Origin of the sequence: Micromonospora sonchi (assembly GCF_014646235.1) — a bacterium.
In the GTDB taxonomy this organism is placed as follows: domain Bacteria; phylum Actinomycetota; class Actinomycetes; order Mycobacteriales; family Micromonosporaceae; genus Micromonospora; species Micromonospora sonchi.
In genome coordinates this window covers 151,353-168,129 of the sequence record NZ_BMNB01000012.1, presented here as the reverse complement: position 1 = coordinate 168,129, position 16,777 = coordinate 151,353, and the positions used below count along the sequence as shown (strand labels likewise).

The window sequence follows — 16,777 nt, the reverse complement described above, 5'->3', positions numbered from 1 at the left end:
GGCCAGAACCCGCTCGTCCGACGGGTCAGGGTCATTCTTTCCGTCCCGACCATCGGGCATGCTGTCGCATGTACGCACGCAAATCCTCCAGCCGGGCCGTGGCCCGCTGAGTCCCGGATCCCGCGCCGGCCTCGGCGCGGCCCTCGTCCTGCTCGCGATGGTCGCGGCGCTGGAGTGGGCGGACGGCCGGTCGGCGAACTACATCGCGTTGATGGTGGCGGCCCCGTTCCTGGCCGGGGCGCTGGCGTCCTGGCAGATCGTGCTGGGGGTCGGGGCCGTCGCGTCCTTCCTCGGGGCGGCCTTCGCGCTGGCCGAGCGGCCGGTCTCGGTCTCCGCCGCGGTGGCCTTGGCCGGCATCGTCCTGGGCACCGGCATCGCGGCGGCGGTGGCGGCAGTACGCGAGCGGCAGGCCGAGCAGATCGCCGAGCTGTCGAAGCTCGCGGCGGTCGCGCAGCAGGCGGTGCTGCGCCCGCTCGGTCCCCGGGTGGGCAGCCTCTCCGTGGCCGGGCGCTACATCTCCTCGACGGCCAAGGCGGAGATCGGCGGTGACCTGTACGAGGTGATCGACACCCCGTACGGAGTCCGCATGATCATCGGCGACGTGTGCGGCAAGGGACTGGGGGCGGTCCGGCTGGCCAGCATCGTGCTGGGCTCGTACCGGCACGTGGCGTACGAGCGGGCCGACCTGCGAGCCGTGGTGGCGGACCTGGACCGGGCGGTGGCCCGCAGCGTGGGCGACGAGGACTTCGTCACCGCGGCGCTGGTCGAGGAGCGGGGCGGCACCCTCACCATCGTCAACTGCGGACATCCGGCGCCGTTGCTGCTGCGTGGTGGCGAGGTGATCCCGATGGAGCCGCCGGCACCGGCACCGCCGTTGGGCTTCATGCCGGTGGTCCGGCCCAGGGTGGAGCGGCTGGAACCGGGCGACCGGCTGCTGCTGTTCACCGATGGGCTGGGCGAGGCGCGCCGGGACGGCGAATTCTTCCCCACCGCCGACCGGGCCTGGCGGCTGCTCGGGCACGGCACGGTCGCCGACGGCCTGGCCTCACTGGAGACCGCCCTGGTCGAGTGGGTGCACGGCCGGCTCGACGACGACATCGCGCTGGTCCTGATGGAGTACACGGGTTCGCCGAGCGGGGCGACCGCAGTGGTGCCGAGCTGGGAGGTCGGCGCGACCGAGGGCTGATCCACCGCCCGCAGGGGGTGGGGCCGCCGGGTGGCGGCCGTGCGCGAGGGGTCGGTAGCTGAGCCACAGGTGGGTGATCGCCGTCACTTCGGTGGGGTGGCTTGTCGCTTCCTACTTATGAGTAATAGAGTCGGGGTTACTGATCGGTAACACCTGTCCGGAAGCGGGGCCAGCCACATGACCCACTACAAGAGCAACCTTCGGGACCTCGAGTTCAACCTGTTCGAGGTGTTCGGGGCGGACCGGGCGTTCGGCCAGGAGCCGTACTCCGACCTCGACGTCGACACCGCGCGCAGCTTTCTCGCCGAGGTCGACCGCCTGGCCCGGGAGGACCTGGCCGCGAGCTACCAGGACAGCGATCGCAACCCACCGGTCTTCGACCCGGCCACGCACACCGCGCCGCTGCCGGAGTCGTTCAAGAAGTCGTACCGGGCGTTCATGGAGTCCGAGTTCTGGCGCCTGGACCTGCCCCCGGAGTTGGACGGCACCAACGCACCCCGCGCGCTGTGGTGGGCCCTCGCCGAGCTGGTCCTCGGCTCGAACGCCCCGGTCTGGATGTACGCCTCCGGCCCGTCCTTCGCGCACGTGCTGCACGTCGAGGGCACCGAGCAGCAGAAGAAGTGGGCCAAGCTGTTCATCGACAAGCAGTGGGGATCGACCATGGTCCTCACCGAGCCGGACGCCGGCTCGGACGTCGGCGCCGGCCGTGCCCGGGCCATCCCGCAGCCGGACGGCTCGTGGCACATCGAGGGCGTCAAGCGCTTCATCACCTCCGGTGAGCACGACCTGAGCGACAACATCGTCCACTACGTGCTGGCCCGTCCGGTCGGCGTGGAGGGCGTCGGCGGCCCGGGCACCAAGGGCCTGTCGCTGTTCGTCGTGCCGAAGTACCACTTCGACGAGAACACCGGCGAGTTGGGCGAGCGCAACGGTGTCTTCGCCACCAACGTCGAGCACAAGATGGGTCTGAAGGTCTCCAACACCTGCGAGCTGACCTTCGGCGAGCACGGCGTACCAGCCAAGGGCTGGCTGCTGGGCGAGAAGCACGACGGCATCCGGCAGATGTTCATGATCATCGAGTACGCCCGGATGATGGTCGGCACCAAGGCGATCGCCACCCTCTCCAGCGGGTACCTGAACGCCCTGGAGTACGCCAAGAACCGGGTGCAGGGTGCCGACCTGACCCGGTCGGCGGACAAGACCGCCCCCCGCGTCACCATCACCGCGCACCCGGACGTGCGGCGCTCGCTGCTGCTGCAGAAGTCGTACGCCGAGGGTCTGCGGGCCCTGGTCCTCTACACCGCCTCCTGGCAGGACCGGATCGCCATCGCCGAGGCGGCCGGCGACGAGCCGGCCATCAAGCTGGCCAAGCGGGTCAACGACCTGCTGCTTCCGCTGGTCAAGGGCGTCGGCTCGGAGCGGGCGTACGAGCTGCTCGGGCACGAGTCGCTACAGACCTTCGGTGGTTCCGGCTTCCTCCAGGACTACCCGGTGGAGCAGTACGTCCGGGACGCCAAGATCGACACCCTGTACGAGGGCACCACGGCGATCCAGAGCCTCGACCTGATCTTCCGGAAGATCGTCCGGGACAACGGCAAGGCCCTGATGACGGTGGCCGGTGAGATCCAGGAGTTCATCACCAGCGAGGCCGGCAACGGCCAGCTCAAGGAGGAGCGCCTGGCGCTCGGCAAGGCGCTCGCCGAGATCCAGACCATGCTCGGCGTGCTGACCGGCTGGCTGGGTGAGGCGCAGGGCAGCGACCCGCGCGCCCTGTACAAGGTCGGGCTGAGCAGCCGGCGATTCCTGCTGGCGATCGGTGACCTGGTCGTCGGCTGGCTGTTGCAGCGGCAGGCCGACGTGGCGTTGACGGCGCTGGCCGGCGAGGTCTCGGCCACGGACCAGGCGTTCTACACCGGGAAGGTGGCCGCGGCCCGGTTCTTCGCCCGCGAGGTGCTGCCCCGCATCGGCGCCGACCGACGGATCATCGAGGCTACCGACCTGGACGTCATGGACCTCCCGGAGGAGGCCTTCTGACGCTCGGGTGACTTGAGACCGACCAGTGTCGTTGCGGTGCGGCTGCCCGATTCTAGGGCAGCCGCACCCGTCTCAGGTGTTCGCCGCACGCCGACGCGGGTAACCCCGCGGCGGACGGGTAACCGTCGCGGACCAGTCAGATGCACGCCCAGAGCAACCGCACGGGGGAGTGCCGCGCACATGGGCATCGGTAGTGGAATCTTCCTGATCGCGATCGGCGCGATCCTGACCTTCGCCATCAGGGCAAACGTCTGGTGGGTCGACCTGCGCGCGGTCGGTTGGGTCTTCATCCTGGCCGGACTGGGCGTCCTGCTCACCACGCTCTGGTTCTGGCAGGACCGCCGCAAGCGGGCCCGGACACTGATCGTGGAGGAGAACCGGCTCTCGCATCCGACGGCCATGATGCCGCCACCTCCCGATCCGCCGCCGCCGACCGCACCACCGAGCTGAGGCGAGCCCACCGACCACCGCACGCGGCTGATTTCGACCTCAGCCACGTGCGGTGTGTCGCGTGCTGATCGGGGCCGTGCCCCGGCCCAGTTCCGCCCAGGGCCCCGCCAGCCGGTGCACGACCAGGTCGCTGGTGCGCAGTCCGCCCGGATCGGCGTTGAGAGGGTCGAGCAGCTCCGACAGGAGCGAGACGCCGGGATTGTGCGCGATGAGCAGCATGGTGGCCGTGCTTGATTCCACCCCACGCAGCAGCGTCAACAGCTCGTCCGGATGCGCTTCGTACGCCTGCTGCTCGTAGCGCACCACCGGCACCGGACCGGTCGGGCCGCCCTCCGGTGGCGAACCGGTCATGCCCATCTCCACCTCGTGCCAGGTCTGCCGGGTGCGCAACGCCGCCGAGCAGAGCACCACGTCCGGCAGCAGCCCGTGGCGGGCCAGCCAGGCGCCCGCCGCCCTGGCGTCGGCACGTCCCCGGGCGGCCAACGGGCGGTCCGCGTCGGGACCGTCCGGTGTGGGTGGTTCAGCCTTGGCGTGCCGGAGCAGCACGAGTGTGCGTTCGGCAACCGGGTTGTGCGTCATGTGCTCAGCTTGCCCGATTGGCGATATCCGTGCCGGGGTAAGTCCCTCGATGCCGCAACCGTCATCCATGGCCGCGGCGAAGTGATTGCCAGCGCGAGTTGCCGAGGAGACGACGAAATGGGTATCGGTGGCAGTATCTTCCTGATCGCGGTCGGTGCGATCTTCGCGTTCGCCGTGCAGGCGGACCTTGGTTGGCTCAATCTGAACGTCGTCGGCTGGGTGCTGATGCTCGCCGGGGTCGCCGGCCTGATCGTGACGCTGCACTTCTGGAACTCGCGTCGGCGTGCGGTGGTCGCCCCGGCCCCTGCCGAGCGGGTGGTCACCGAGCGCGCCGTGCCGGTCCAGAACGACCGGGTGGTGCAGGAGTACCGCGAGGTGCGCCGGCCCGGTCCGACGGTCTGACCTTCCTGTCGGCGGCAGTGGGACGTCCCACTGTCGCCGCTCTCGTCCGACCCCGGGACCACGCCTCAGGCGAACAGCGCGAAGTAGATGGCGATGTGGTGACAGATCGCCGCCACCAGGGTGCAGGCGTGGAAGAACTCGTGATGACCGAAGACGGTGGGCCACGGGTTCGGTCGGCGTAGCGCGTAGAAGACCGCGCCGACCGTGTAGATCCCGCCACCGACGATGAGCAGCACCAGCGCGGTGACCCCGCCCTGGTGGAGGATGTCCGGCAGCATCGCCACCGACACCCAGCCGAGGGCCAGGTAGAGCGGTGCGGAGACCCAGCGTGAGGCGTGCGGCCAGATCAGTTTGAGCGCCACCCCCGCCACGGCCCCACCCCAGACCACCGACAGCATGACCACTGACGCGGGGGTCTCCAGCAGCAGCACGCAGAACGGCGTGTACGTGCCGGCGATGAACAGGAAGATCATGGAGTGGTCCATCCGCCGCATGACCTGGAAGCCGCGTGTCGACCACACCCGACGGTGATAGAGGGCACTGGTGCCGAAGAGGCCGCAGACGGTCAGGCTGTAGACAGCGCAGACCATCAGGGGGGTCCAGCCGGGACGGGCGGCGGCGATCGAACAGAGCACGATGCCGCAGACCAGGGCGACGAAGAAGGCGTACGCGTGCAGCCAGCCGCGCATCCGAGGTTTCCCGATGTCGACCGGCTTGAGCCGGGGGCGTGCTGAGGTGGTCACAACCATCAGGTTACGGCAGCGTAGGTTACCTACGGGTAGTGGAACTGGTCACGCTTTTGGCCGGCGACCGCCGTCGACGTGAACACCGGTCCGGGATGATGGCGCAATGCGGATCCGACCGGTCGGCGCGCACGCCCTGCTGCTCGACTTCACCGCGAGCCCCGCCGAGCCGGCGCATCTCCGGTCGGCGGGCCTTGCGGCCGCGCCGCAGCCCGCCGCCGAGGTGGCCGCACTGGTGGAGGCGTGGCGGGCGGAACTCTGGCGTCGCCGGGACCGGGGTGATCTCGTCGCCACCGAGATCGTGCCGGCTGCCGCCACCGTGCTGCTGGACGGCGTACCGGATCCGGTGGCCACCGCCGACCGGATCGCCGGCTGGACACCACCGTCGCCCGCAACCACGGCCCCCGCCGACGCCGACCTGACCGAGGTGCCGGTGACGTACGACGGGGAAGACCTGCCCCGCGTGGCCGAACACTGGCGCACGGACGTGCCGGGCGTGCTGCGCCAGCTGCGACAGACCGAGTTCCGGGTGGCGTTCTGCGGCTTCGCGCCCGGCTTCGGCTACCTGACCGGCTTACCCGCCGAACTGGCCGTGCCCCGGTTGCCCACCCCCCGCACTCGGGTGCCGGCGGGCTCGGTCGCCCTGGCCGGCCCGTACGCCGGGATCTACCCCACCGCCTCCCCCGGCGGCTGGCTCCTGGTCGGCCGCACGGCGCTGACCCTGTTCAACCCACACGCCCACCCCCCGGCGCTCCTCACCCCCGGCCTCCGCGTCCGCCTGGCGGCGGCATGACGCGCCTGCGGGTGGTGCGAGCGGGAGTGTTGAGCACGGTGCAGGACCTGGGACGGGCGGGGTGGGCGCACCTCGGGGTGCCCCGCTCGGGGGCGCTCGACCCGGGGGCGCTGCGGCTGGCCAACCGCCTGGTCGGCAACCCGGAGTCGGCGGCCGGCCTGGAGATCACCCTGACCGGCTGCGACCTGCGGCCGACCCGGGCCACGACAGTGGCCGTGGTGGGCGCCGAGGCCGACGTGTGGGTGGGTGACCGCCCCGGCGACACCGGTCGGCCGCTCGCGGTGCCGGGCGGGACGATGCTGCGAATCGGTCCCGCCCGACGGGGTCTGCGTTGCTGGCTCGCGGTGGCCGGCGGGATCGCCGTCGACCCGGTGCTGGGCAGTCGGTCCACCGACACGCTGTCCGGGCTCGGGCCGGCACCGCTGCGCGACGGCGACCTGCTGCCGCTGGGTGCCCCGACCGCTCCGCCCGCGCCGGTGGACGTCACCGTGCCGGCCGCGCACCCGGCGCAACTGGACCTCGCCGTCCGGCTCGGCCCCCGACACGACTGGTTCACCCCGGCCGCGCTCGACCTGCTGTTCGGCACGGCGTACCAGGTGAGTCCGGTGAGCAACCGGGTCGGCGCGCGACTGACCGGTGCACCGCTGCCCCGCGCGGTGGCCGGGGAACTGCCCAGTGAGGGTCTCGTCCTCGGGGCGGTGCAGGTGCCGGCGGACGGTCAGCCGTTGATCTTCCTTGCCGATCACCCCGTGACCGGCGGGTATCCCGTCATCGCCGTGGTGGACGACGTGACACCGCTCGCGCAGGCCCGCCCAGGCACTACCGTCAGGTTCCATGGACCTCAACGCTGATCTCGGTGAGGGATTTGGTGCCTGGCGGCTCGGCGACGACGAGGCGCTGCTGGACCTGATCACCTCGGCCAACGTCGCCTGCGGCTTCCATGCCGGCGACCCGCCCACCATGCGCCGGGTCTGTGCCGCCGCCGCGCAGCGGCAGGTCGCCGTCGGTGCCCAGGTGGGCTACCGGGACCTCGCCGGCTTCGGCCGGCGGCACATCGCGTACGACTTCGCGGAACTGCGCGACGAGGTGCTCTACCAGCTCGGCGCGCTCAACGCGTTCTGCCGGGCGTACCGCACCCGGGTCCGCTACCTCAAGCCGCACGGCGCGCTCTACCACGCCGCCGCCCGGGACGAGGCGCAGGCGGCGGCGCTGGTCGCCGCGGTCTGCGACTACGACCCGGAACTGCCCGTGCTCTGCCCGTCCGGGTCCGTGCTGGCCCAGCTCGCCCAAGGGGCCGGACTGCGGGTGGTGGCCGAGGGCTTCGCCGACCGGAACTACCTGCCCAACGGGCAGCTGGTGCCCCGGTCCTCGCCCGACGCCCTGATCACCGATCCGCATCAGGTGGCCGGTCAGGCGGTACGCATGGCGACCGAGCGGAGCGTGATCGCCATCGACGGCACCGTCATCCCGTGCGCCGTGGAGTCCATCTGCCTGCACGGCGACACCCCCGGTGCGGTGGCCGCCGCGGAACTCGTCCGCGCCGCCCTCATCGACGCCAATACACCCCCCACCCCCTTCACCTGAAGTGCAAGGAAGGGCCCCTTATTAACGCCTGGTGTAGGTAAAGGGCCCCTTCCTAACACCGCGCAACAACGCGCAACACCGCGCGACGCCGGGCAGCGGCGCTCAGCCGGCGTCCAGGCCACGTAGGACGAGCGGGAGGCGGGCCGTGCCGTCGGCGACGACGCGTACCGGCACGCCCCAGTCCTGCCGCGTCAGGTGACAGGCCGCGTGCTCCACGTCGGCGTCGCAGGTCGCCGCCTGCGCGGTCACCTGCAGCACACCGCCGGGCACCGAGCCGTCGACCACCAGGCGGCGGGACAGTTCGGTGCCGGTACCCGCCCCCTCGACCAGCAGCTCCGGCGGCGACGCGGACACCACCAGGCGGGTCGACGGACCGTACGTCTCGTCCAGCTTCTGCCCGGGCGCCGGCGTGAAGACGACGTCCAGCACGACCTCGCCGGCGGCCAGGTCGGTCGGCTTGCGTTCGGTGCGGTGCCGAGGGCCGTCGACGGTCTGAGCCCCGGCCGCCGAGAGCGCGCCCGGCGCCAGCCGGGTGACCCGGTGTGCGGCGGACTCCACCACCAGCACCGCGCCGTCGGGGGTGAGCACCAGGTCGCTCGGTTCGCCGAGCCCGGCGGCCACGGTCGAGACCAGGTCGGTCGCCGGGTCGTAGCGGCGGACCGCGCCGTTGTACGTGTCCGCGATCAGCACCGAGCCGTCCGGCAGCGCGCAGACACCGAGCGGATGCTGCAACAACGCCTGCGCCGCCGGCCCGTCCACATGACCGAAGTCGAACAGGCCCTGGCCGACCACAGTACCCATGGTGCCGTTCTCGACGTACCGGATGGCGCTGGTCTCGCTGTCGGCGATCCAGAGTCGCGCGCCGTCGGCGGAGACGGACAGTCCGGACGGCTGGGCCAGCCATGCCTCGGTCAGCGGCCCGTCCCGCAACGCCTCGACGGTCGTGCCGGCGTACATCCCTGCGGTGCGCTTGATCGGGTCGAACCACCACAGCTGGTGGATGCCGGCCATCGCGACGATGACCTGGTCGTCGTACCAGGCGAGGTCCCAGGGGGAGGAGAGGTCGATCGAAAGCGCATCGTGCGGGTGGTCGTCGACCGTGGACCGCCACTGCCGCCCGGTGCCGGCGACGGTGACCACCTCGCCGGTGTTCAGGCGTACGCCCCGCAACAGATGGTTGACGGTGTCGGCGACCACCAGGTGGTAACCGGCGACTTCGGCGACGTGCGACGGGAGCAGGCACAGCCCCTGGGGCTCGGAGAAGGTGGCGGCGTCGGCCGCGCCGTCGGCCCGGCCCCGGCTGCCGGTGCCGATCGCGCGCACCACGGTCTCGCCGTCGTCGGCCAGCTCGACCACCCGGTGCCGGGCCGAGTCCGACACCAGCAGACCACCGTCGGGCAGGGTCACCGCCTTGCCGGGAAAGCGCAGGGTGGTCCGCGGCTCGGCCGGCGGGACGTACGGGCCGTCGCCTCGGTGCAGTGTGCCCTTGGCCTCGTGGGTGGCGATCAGGTCGTCGATGAGCCGGACCAGCCCTTCGGCGTGGCCCTCGCCGGCCATCGTGGCCACCACGTACCCCTCGGGATCGATCACCGCGAGGGTCGGCCAGGCGCGGGCCGCGTACTGCTGCCACATGTCCAGCTCGGGATCATCGAGTACGGGGTGCTGCACGCCGTACCGCTCGACGGCGGCGGCCAGGGCGTCCGGGTCCTTCTCGTGCTCGAACTTCGGCGAATGTACGCCGATCACCACGAGGACGTCGGCGTACTTCTCCTCGATCGGGCGTAGTTCGTCCAGCACGTGCAGGCAGTTGATACAGCAGAAGGTCCAGAAGTCCGCGATCGTGATCTTGCCACGAAGGTCGGCGAGCGTCAGCTGCTGCCCACCCGTGTTCAACCAGCCCCGGCCCCGAAGCTCGGGCGCCCGCACGCGTGCACTCATCAGCCCATCGTGCCCTACCAGCGGCATCGGCCGGTTCGGCGGGCGGGTGGGCCGGCACCCCCAGCCTGTTGATCGACTCCGTTTCGTAGGTATGGCGGTGTCTGATCGGTCGGGACACCGCCATTACGGCGAAACGGCGATCGGCGTTGAAAGCGGCGGGTTCACGGTTGTCCGTGAACCCGCCGTGAGCCTTTTGCGGATCAGCCGGTGGCGTCCTTCAGGCAGAGCACCGGCTCGGCCACCTTGCCGCGAAGTTCCACGACCGGCAGGGAGGGATCCGGGCACTTGTCCTTCGACGCGACCTTCGTCACCACGGTGAACGCCTCCGGCTCGCCGCAGTCGGCGACCACTGCGCTGTCGCCGGAACGCTTGACGCAGGAACCGACGGCCGGGTTGAAGGTGCCCGCCTCGTCGGAACCGCCGATCTTGCCGAGCAGTAACAGCAGGCCGAGCGGGATGGCGAGGATGAGCACCGCGGCCACCAGCACCGCGGCGAGCACCCGGCCGTTGCGTACCTTCGGCGCCGGAGCGTCCGGGGCCGGCTCGGCAACCGGCTTGAAGGCCTCGAAGCGGCCCTGATCCGGCTCGGTCGCGGGCGAACCCGGGGTCCACGGCGTGCCGGACTGCTGCGGCGCGAAGGCCGAGGTGTGGTCGGCCGGCTCAGGCCGCCCGGCCGAGCCGTAGGCCCCAGCACGCTCGGGCTGGCCGCCGAAGGAACCACCACCCGGGCCGCCGAAAGAATCAGCACCCGGACTGCCGAAGGGGTCACCACCGGGGCCGCCGAAGGAACCACCGCCCGGGCCGCCGAAGGGGTCACCACCGGGGCCGCCGAAGGAACCAGCACCCGGACCGCCGAAGGGGTCACCGCCCGAGCTGCCGAAACGGTCGCCGGACGGGGGGCCGAAGGGGTCGGCCGGCCGCTCCGGCTCGGCGTGCGGCTTGACACCGTTCATCGCTCGACTGGTCGGCGGCGCGTCGGCGAAGGCGGGCAGCCCCGGGAAGGCGGGTGCCGGGGCCGGCGAGGCAGGAGCGTTCGCAGCCGGGAAGGCGTCCGGAATGTCCCGGTCGCCGAGACGTGGATCCGGGCCCTGGTCGAACCGGGGCGAATCCCACTCCTGGGCCGACTCCGGTTGCTCGGGTTGGGCGGCCCGGCCGTACACCCGGGGCTGCGGCGGAGGCGTGCCCGCCGGCAGCGCCGCGTGGTCGGCCGGGGGCTCCACCCGGCTGGCCAGCGGCACCGACGCGCTCGCCGAGATGCCGCTGGCGTTCGTCGACGGCGGGGTCGCCCGGCCGGTGGACTCCGGAGAGGTGCGTGGCATCGGGATCGCCGGTGGCTGCGACTCGTCGTGCCGCGACTCGGGCTGCCCCCAGCTCATGCCACCGGCCGGCTGGTCGGTGGCCGGGAGCGGGCTCTGCCCGGCCTGGTCTGCCGGGAACACGGCCGGCGGGGCGTAGTCGGCGGGGGGCGTGGCGGCCAGGCTGGCGCCTGGCACCCGCTGCTCCTGGGGCGGCAGCGGCACCATGTTGGCCGGCGAGATGCCTGGGGTCGGCGCGGGCTGGTAGATCGGACCGCCGTCGGCCCGCCCCGCCTCGGACTGAGCGCCCGGCCGGGCCGCTTCGGGTTCTGCCGAGCCGGCGTTGCCCCACGCCTCGCCGGGTGCCCACGGCTGGACGTCGAGCGACGGCCGCTCGCCTGCGGTACGGGACGGCAGTGGCTCCTGCGAGGGGCTCCAGGACGGCGGCGGCCCGGAGTCGCCGGACCGCGTCGACCCGGTGGCGGGCTCGGCGGGCGTCCACGCTGCCGTCGGCGGGTTCTGCATCGGCGTCGACCACTGTGGACCCGGGTCGGCCCCGGCGCCGCTACCGGACCAGCCGGCCTGATCCGCCGGCTGTGGCGTGGCCCAGTCGGGCTGCGCCGGCCGGTCGCCGATCTGCCAGCCCTCGGCCGGCTGCTGGTCACCGGCCCATCCACCGTTGGTTGGCCCCGGTCGCTGTTCGGTGGCCCATCCCGGCTGCCCCTGCTGATCGGCCTGCCATCCGCCGGATCGGGCCGTCTCGTCCGGGGCCGGCCGGTGCGGTGCGGCGTTCGGTTGCGGCACCTGCGCCGTGGCCCGGGCCGCCGGCTCCGAGCGGACCGGTGCGGGCTGGTCGGTCTGGGCCCAGTCGGGCTTGGCCGGTTCGGGGGTGTTCGCGGCCGCGGCCCAGCCGGGCGTCTGCTGCTCGGCCTGGGGTGCGGGGGACCATTCCGGCTGGGTGCCGCCGGCCCAGGTCGCGGGCTGGCCGGACGGTGACTGGCCAGCCCAGCCCGACCCGGCCTGGCTCGGCGTCCATTCTGGTGGCTGGGTCGTGTCCGACGTGGTGGGCTCGGTCCGGGTCGGGTTGCTCTGACCGGACGCCCAGGCCGGTTGGTCCGGTGCGGAGGGTGGCCAGCGCTGGTCGGCCTGCTCACCCTGGGGCGCCCAGGACGGTTGGTTGCCGCCGGTCGTCTCCCAGGTGGCGGGGGCCGGTGACTCCGCCTGGCGGGTGGCTTGGGCGCTGCCCCACGGGTCGCCCTGCTGGTTGGCCCAGGTGGGCGTGGCTGCGTCGGACTGTGTGGGCGGTGCGGGAGCCCAGCCGAGGTCGGGGGCGCTCGTGCCATACCCGCTGTCCTGCTGAGCCGGTCCGCCGCCGCCCGGCGGCACCTCGTCCGGCTCTTGGCCGGGGCGGTGCGGGCCCTCGGACGTCATGCGTGCGCCTCCTCCATCACATGTTGGCCGCTGTCGCCGATGGTCTCGGTAGGGCAAGCCGGCTGTGCCGGCTCCCCGCACCGTATCCCGGTGGCCACCGGTGGGCCTCCGCGGAGCATCGATCGTCACTGTCCGTTGCCGGCTGGTGTCGAGATGCTTCTATCGTCTCGACCTGTCCCCGACTTGTGGACGACGACCGAGCCCCACCGTACCGGGCGCTGCGGCGGGACGGTATCCCGGTGTCAGCCGCTCGGTACGAACGCCGACGACCCGCCCGGTGGTCCGGGCGGGTCGTCGATCTGGAGGAGGCGAGCAAGGTCTGGTGGTGTCAGCGCATGTGACGCTGGGCGATGGCGAGGATCTCGTCGCGGACCGCGGGCGAACTGGCGGAGCGCAGGGCGCGCTCGATGGCGCGGGCACGGCGGTTGGCGTCGCGACGGTTCCGGATCCGCTCGATCATGCTCATGGTGGTCTCTCCTCCGGGCTATTCGGTTGTCGATCTGCCGATGCACCTATTGAACCGCAAACGCATGTCGATATCCAGCGATTGTTAGGTGAGCTTGGACACGAACCTAAGAATCTTAGGCCTGAATCATCGTTCAGCGGTGTTTTCTCGGCCAATGGCAACGGCCGGCGTGCCGGGCGTCAACCCGTTGGCACACCGGCCGTCGTCGTGCTGCGTCAGGTCCAGGCGAGCAGCGCCGCCTCCGGATCGGTGAGGAAGTCGCCCACGTCGCGCAGGAACTTCGAGCCCAGCTCGCCGTCGATGATCCGGTGGTCGAAGGAGAGCCCGAGGGTGGTGACCAGGCGCGGCTTGACCTTGCCCTTGTGGACCCAGGGCTGCTCGCGAACCGTCCCGAAGGCCAGGATCGCCGACTCGCCCGGAGGCAGGATCGGCGTGCCGGTATCCACCCCGAACACCCCGACGTTGGTGATGGTCAGAGTGCCGCCGGACATGTCGGCCGGCGAGGTCTTCCCGGCCTTGGCCGTCCGCACCAGATCGGTCAGCGCGTCGGCCAACTCGCGCAGGGTGAGCCGGCCGGCGTCCTTGACGTTCGGCACGATCAGGCCGCGCTCGGTGGCCGCCGCGATGCCCAGGTTGACGTACTCCTTGACGACGATCTCGTCGCCGGCCCAGGTCGAGTTGACCATCGGGTGCCGCTTGGCCGCCAGCAGCACCGCCTTGGCCACCAGCAGCAGCGGCGAGACCCGTACGTCGCGCCACTCCCGCCGGCCGCGCAGCCGGTCCAGGGCCTTCATCGCGCGCGTCACGTCCACGGTCAGGAACTCGGTGACGTGTGGCGCGGTGAACGCCGAGCGGGACATGTTCTCGGCGGTGAGCTTGCGTACCCCCTTGACCGGGACGCGCTGCTCGCGGTCGGCGCCGAAGTTCGCCGCCGACGGGCCCGTCGCAGTGACCGCCAGCGGCTCGGCCGCCGCCGGTGCCGAGGCCGCCCGCTGTACGTCCTCCCGGGTGATCGAGCCCAGCGGCCCGGACCCGGTCAGTGTGCGCAGGTCGACGCCGAGATCCTTGGCAAGCTTGCGCACCGGCGGCTTGGCCAGGACGGGACCACCGACCCGGGCGTCGCCGTTCACCGCCGGGGCGGGCGACACCGCGACGGCCGGAGCCGTGGCCGGTATGGCCTGGACCGGCACAACCGGAGCGAGGTCGGTCTGCACCGACGCGGGGGTGGCTCCCTTGCGGGGCCGGCGCTTGGCCGTGGTGGTCCGGGGGCCGTAGCCGACCAGGACCGCCGTGCGGCCACCCGGGGCGGGGCCGCCGATCAGGCCCGGCTCGACCGCCCCCTCCGCCGGCGCGACCTCGACGGCGGCCAGCGAGGCGGCCGAGGGGGCGGGCAGGTCGGCGGTTGACGACTCGACCGGCCCGGCGCCGGGATCGGTGTCGATCGCGATGATCGGGGTGCCGACCTCGACCGTGGTGCCTTCGGGATGGAAGATGGCCTGCACCTGGCCGGCCCACTTCGCCGGAATCTCCACGGCCGCCTTGGCCGTCTCCACCTCGACGATCGGCTGGTTCAGCTCGATCGTGTCGCCCACCTTGACCAGCCAGGCGAGGATCTCGCCCTCGGTCAGGCCCTCGCCCAGGTCGGGCAGGTTGAACCTCTTGATCCGGGACATGACGCTCACCAGCCGAAGGTGCGGTCGACGGCGTCGAGCACCCGGTCGAGGTCGGGCAGGTACTCCTCCTCCACCCGGGCGGCCGGGTAGGGCGTGTCGAAGCCGGTCACCCGCAGCACCGGCGACTCGAGGGAATAGAAGCACTCCTCGGTGATCCGGGCCGCGATCTCCGCGCCCAGGCCGACGTTGGAGGGTGCCTCGTGCACCACCACCGCGCGGCCGGTGCGCCGCACCGACTCGTACACGGCGCCGAGGTCCAGCGGGGAGAGCGTACGCAGGTCGATGACCTCCAGGTCGCGGCCGTCCTCGGCGGCGGCGGTCGCGGCGTCCAGACAGGTGCGGACCATCGGACCGTACGCCAGCAGGGTGGCGTCGGTGCCGGGCCGTGCGACGCGGGCGGCCTGCAGCGGGTACGCCTCGGCCAGCGGAGCGTCCAGGTCCACCTGCCCCTTCTCCCAGTAGCGCCGCTTCGGCTCCAGGAACACGATCGGGTCGTCCGAGGCGATGGCCTGCTGGATCATCACGTACGCGTCCTGCGGACTGGCGCAGGAGACCACCTTGAGCCCGGCGGTGTGCGCGAAGTACGCCTCGGGCGACTCCGAGTGGTGCTCCACCGCGCCGATGCCGCCGCCGAACGGGATCCGGATGACCATCGGGATGTTCAGCTTGCCGCGCGAGCGGTAGTGCATCTTCGCCACCTGCGACACGATCTGGTCGTACGCCGGGTAGACGAAGCCGTCGAACTGGATCTCGCAGACCGGCCGGTAGCCGCGGATGGCCAGGCCGACCGCGGTGCCGATGATGCCGGACTCGGCCAGCGGGGTGTCGATCACCCGCTGCTCGCCGAAGTCCTTCTGGAGGCCGTCGGTGATCCGGAAGACGCCGCCGAGTTTGCCGACGTCCTCGCCCATGATGACGACCTTCGGGTCGTTCTCCAGGGCCCTGCGCAGGCCGATGTTGAGGGCCTTGCCGAGGGTGAGCGTCTCCGTAGCCATCAGTGCGCGCTCCCCTCGAACGAGTCGAAGTACTTGTTGAACTGCGCGCGCTGCTCGTCCAGCAGCGGCGACCCGTTGGGGTAGACGTGGTCGAACATGGTGACCGGCTTTGGGTCCGGCATCGCCAGCACCCGTTCGCGCAGGTCGATCGCTTCCCGGCGGGCCTGCTCGTCGACGTCGGCGAAGAAGCCCTCGTCGGCGATCTTCGCCCGCTCCAGGAACGCCTTCATCCGGGCGATCGGGTCCTTGGCCTGCCACGCCTCGACCTCGCTGGCGATCCGGTAGCGGGTCGGGTCGTCGGAGGTGGTGTGGGCTCCCATCCGGTAGGTGTACGCCTCGATCAGGGTCGGACCCTGCCCGTTCCGGGCGTTGTCCAGCGCGTGCCGGGTGACCGCGTACGTGGCCAGCACGTCGTTGCCGTCCACCCGGATGCCGGGGAAGCCGAAGCCGGCGGCCCGCCGGTACAGCGGGACCCGGGTCTGCCGTTCCAGCGGTTCGGAAATGGCGTACTGGTTGTTCTGGCAGAAGAAGACCAGCGGGGCGTTGAACACGCTGGCCCAGACGAACGACTCGTTGACGTCGCCCTGGCTGGTGGCGCCGTCACCGAAGTAGGCGATGACCGCCTCGCCGTTCTCGCCACCGGTCCTACCGTCCATGGTGACGCCCATGGCGTACCCGGTCGCGTGCAGGGTCTGCGCCCCGATCACGATCGTGTACATGTTGAACTTGAACTCGTTCGGGTCCCAGCCGCCCTGGTCGACGCCGCGGAACAGGCCCAACGGCATGATCGGGTCGATGCCGCGGCAGTAGAGAACGCCGTGCTCCCGGTAGGTCGGGAAGGCCATGTCCTGCGCGCGCAGCGCCCGGCCGGAACCGACCTGCGCGGCCTCCTGGCCCAGCAGGCTGGCCCACAGGCCCAGTTCGCCCTGCCGTTGCAAGGCGGTGGCCTCGGCGTCCAACTTCCGGACGATTACCAGATCGCGGTAGAGGCCGCGGTACTCCTCGTCGGTGAAGTCGACGCGATACTCGGTGCCGTCCGGGCCGGTCACGCTGTCGATCCGCTCTCCGGCCGGGGTGAGCAACTGCACCAGCTCCGGGTCGCCGGTCACGGCCTTCCTGGATCGGGGTGCGGCTCGCCGGCCGCGGGTGCTGGCCCCGGGGTCGCCCTTTGCCATCCGTCTCTCCCTGTCGTGTCTGCGTCGGCACCG

General features: G+C 71.8%; 15 protein-coding genes. 7 read left to right on the top strand and 8 right to left on the bottom strand.

The window, feature by feature from the left end:
* The first annotated feature begins 58 nt into the window (after positions 1 to 58).
* From IEY61_RS15260 to IEY61_RS15250, 3 genes are all read left to right on the top strand, one after another.
* Positions 59 to 1,186 carry a PP2C family protein-serine/threonine phosphatase gene (locus IEY61_RS15260; RefSeq protein ID WP_189044694.1) on the top strand — a complete coding sequence of 376 codons (1,128 nt, stop codon included), beginning with the start codon at positions 59 to 61 and terminating at the stop codon, positions 1,184 to 1,186.
* Between the two features lie 177 nt (positions 1,187 to 1,363).
* Positions 1,364 to 3,220 (top strand): acyl-CoA dehydrogenase, encoded by a 1,857-nt coding sequence (locus IEY61_RS15255; protein ID WP_189044692.1) that lies wholly within the window; start codon positions 1,364 to 1,366, stop codon positions 3,218 to 3,220.
* A 180-nt stretch (positions 3,221 to 3,400) separates the two neighbouring features.
* A complete protein-coding gene (locus IEY61_RS15250; protein ID WP_013730795.1) occupies positions 3,401 to 3,670 on the top strand; it encodes a DUF6458 family protein in 270 nt (89 codons plus the stop codon).
* Positions 3,671 to 3,709: 39 nt separating this feature from the next.
* On the opposite strand, the gene IEY61_RS15245 is transcribed toward IEY61_RS15250, so the two are convergent.
* The gene (locus IEY61_RS15245; RefSeq protein ID WP_189044690.1) at positions 3,710 to 4,249 is read right to left on the bottom strand and encodes a SixA phosphatase family protein; all 540 of its coding nucleotides are present in this window, start codon (positions 4,247 to 4,249) and stop codon (positions 3,710 to 3,712) included.
* 117 nt (positions 4,250 to 4,366) lie between these two features.
* On the opposite strand from IEY61_RS15245, the gene IEY61_RS15240 reads away from it, so the two are divergent.
* Positions 4,367 to 4,651 carry a DUF6458 family protein gene (locus IEY61_RS15240; RefSeq protein WP_189044688.1) on the top strand — a complete coding sequence of 95 codons (285 nt, stop codon included), beginning with the start codon at positions 4,367 to 4,369 and terminating at the stop codon, positions 4,649 to 4,651.
* 65 nt (positions 4,652 to 4,716) lie between these two features.
* On the opposite strand, the gene trhA is transcribed toward IEY61_RS15240, so the two are convergent.
* Positions 4,717 to 5,394 (bottom strand): PAQR family membrane homeostasis protein TrhA, encoded by a 678-nt coding sequence (gene trhA, locus IEY61_RS15235; RefSeq protein WP_189044686.1) that lies wholly within the window; start codon positions 5,392 to 5,394, stop codon positions 4,717 to 4,719.
* 106 nt (positions 5,395 to 5,500) lie between these two features.
* Between trhA and IEY61_RS15230 the strand changes: the two genes are divergently transcribed.
* From IEY61_RS15230 to IEY61_RS15220, 3 genes are read left to right on the top strand one after another with little or no spacing between them, the layout of a single operon-like run.
* A complete protein-coding gene (locus tag IEY61_RS15230; protein ID WP_189044684.1) occupies positions 5,501 to 6,187 on the top strand; it encodes a 5-oxoprolinase subunit B family protein in 687 nt (228 codons plus the stop codon).
* Positions 6,184 to 7,038: a 5-oxoprolinase subunit C family protein gene (locus tag IEY61_RS15225; RefSeq protein ID WP_189044682.1), complete on the top strand. Its 855-nt coding sequence runs from the start codon at positions 6,184 to 6,186 to the stop codon at positions 7,036 to 7,038. Before IEY61_RS15230 ends, IEY61_RS15225 begins: the two co-directional genes overlap by 4 nt.
* Complete coding sequence (locus IEY61_RS15220; protein WP_189044679.1) at positions 7,022 to 7,771, top strand: LamB/YcsF family protein; 750 nt, start codon at positions 7,022 to 7,024, stop codon at positions 7,769 to 7,771. The genes IEY61_RS15225 and IEY61_RS15220 overlap by 17 nt, the downstream gene beginning before the upstream one ends.
* Positions 7,772 to 7,873: 102 nt before the next feature.
* Here IEY61_RS15220 and IEY61_RS15215 read toward each other — a convergent pair whose 3' ends face one another.
* The 6 genes from IEY61_RS15215 to pdhA all read right to left on the bottom strand — a co-directional run bounded on the left by IEY61_RS15215 (position 7,874) and on the right by pdhA (position 16,744).
* On the bottom strand, positions 7,874 to 9,709 hold the full coding sequence (locus tag IEY61_RS15215) for an NHL domain-containing thioredoxin family protein (protein ID WP_189044677.1): 1,836 nt from the start codon (positions 9,707 to 9,709) through the stop codon (positions 7,874 to 7,876).
* 200 nt (positions 9,710 to 9,909) lie between these two features.
* Entirely contained in the window at positions 9,910 to 12,435 is a 2,526-nt protein-coding gene (locus IEY61_RS15210) for an LppU/SCO3897 family protein (protein WP_189044675.1), read from the bottom strand.
* Positions 12,436 to 12,763: 328 nt separating this feature from the next.
* The gene (locus IEY61_RS15205) at positions 12,764 to 12,901 is read right to left on the bottom strand and encodes a hypothetical protein (protein WP_189044673.1); all 138 of its coding nucleotides are present in this window, start codon (positions 12,899 to 12,901) and stop codon (positions 12,764 to 12,766) included.
* Between the two features lie 215 nt (positions 12,902 to 13,116).
* On the bottom strand, positions 13,117 to 14,574 hold the full coding sequence (locus IEY61_RS15200) for a dihydrolipoamide acetyltransferase family protein (protein WP_189044793.1): 1,458 nt from the start codon (positions 14,572 to 14,574) through the stop codon (positions 13,117 to 13,119).
* Between the two features lie 5 nt (positions 14,575 to 14,579).
* The gene (locus IEY61_RS15195) at positions 14,580 to 15,569 is read right to left on the bottom strand and encodes an alpha-ketoacid dehydrogenase subunit beta (RefSeq protein WP_189044670.1); all 990 of its coding nucleotides are present in this window, start codon (positions 15,567 to 15,569) and stop codon (positions 14,580 to 14,582) included.
* Positions 15,569 to 16,744, bottom strand: a complete 1,176-nt coding sequence (pdhA, locus tag IEY61_RS15190) for a pyruvate dehydrogenase (acetyl-transferring) E1 component subunit alpha (RefSeq protein WP_189044668.1) — start codon at positions 16,742 to 16,744, stop codon at positions 15,569 to 15,571. The genes IEY61_RS15195 and pdhA overlap by 1 nt, the downstream gene beginning before the upstream one ends.
* Between the last annotated feature and the right edge of the window lie 33 nt (positions 16,745 to 16,777).

Excerpts from the sequence above, each read along its gene's own strand:
- IEY61_RS15260 (WP_189044694.1), top strand. The coding sequence starts at position 59 with ATGCTGTCGCATGTACGCACGCAAATCCTCCAGCCGGGCCGTGGCCCG.
- IEY61_RS15255 (WP_189044692.1), top strand. The coding sequence starts at position 1,364 with ATGACCCACTACAAGAGCAACCTTCGGGACCTCGAGTTCAACCTGTTC.
- IEY61_RS15250 (WP_013730795.1), top strand. The coding sequence starts at position 3,401 with ATGGGCATCGGTAGTGGAATCTTCCTGATCGCGATCGGCGCGATCCTG.
- IEY61_RS15245 (WP_189044690.1), bottom strand. The coding sequence starts at position 4,249 with ATGACGCACAACCCGGTTGCCGAACGCACACTCGTGCTGCTCCGGCAC.
- IEY61_RS15240 (WP_189044688.1), top strand. The coding sequence starts at position 4,367 with ATGGGTATCGGTGGCAGTATCTTCCTGATCGCGGTCGGTGCGATCTTC.
- IEY61_RS15230 (WP_189044684.1), top strand. The coding sequence starts at position 5,501 with ATGCGGATCCGACCGGTCGGCGCGCACGCCCTGCTGCTCGACTTCACC.
- IEY61_RS15225 (WP_189044682.1), top strand. The coding sequence starts at position 6,184 with ATGACGCGCCTGCGGGTGGTGCGAGCGGGAGTGTTGAGCACGGTGCAG.
- IEY61_RS15220 (WP_189044679.1), top strand. The coding sequence starts at position 7,022 with ATGGACCTCAACGCTGATCTCGGTGAGGGATTTGGTGCCTGGCGGCTC.
- IEY61_RS15215 (WP_189044677.1), bottom strand. The coding sequence starts at position 9,709 with ATGAGTGCACGCGTGCGGGCGCCCGAGCTTCGGGGCCGGGGCTGGTTG.
- IEY61_RS15210 (WP_189044675.1), bottom strand. The coding sequence starts at position 12,435 with ATGACGTCCGAGGGCCCGCACCGCCCCGGCCAAGAGCCGGACGAGGTG.
- IEY61_RS15205 (WP_189044673.1), bottom strand. The coding sequence starts at position 12,901 with ATGAGCATGATCGAGCGGATCCGGAACCGTCGCGACGCCAACCGCCGT.
- IEY61_RS15200 (WP_189044793.1), bottom strand. The coding sequence starts at position 14,574 with ATGTCCCGGATCAAGAGGTTCAACCTGCCCGACCTGGGCGAGGGCCTG.
- IEY61_RS15195 (WP_189044670.1), bottom strand. The coding sequence starts at position 15,569 with ATGGCTACGGAGACGCTCACCCTCGGCAAGGCCCTCAACATCGGCCTG.
- pdhA (WP_189044668.1), bottom strand. The coding sequence starts at position 16,744 with ATGGCAAAGGGCGACCCCGGGGCCAGCACCCGCGGCCGGCGAGCCGCA.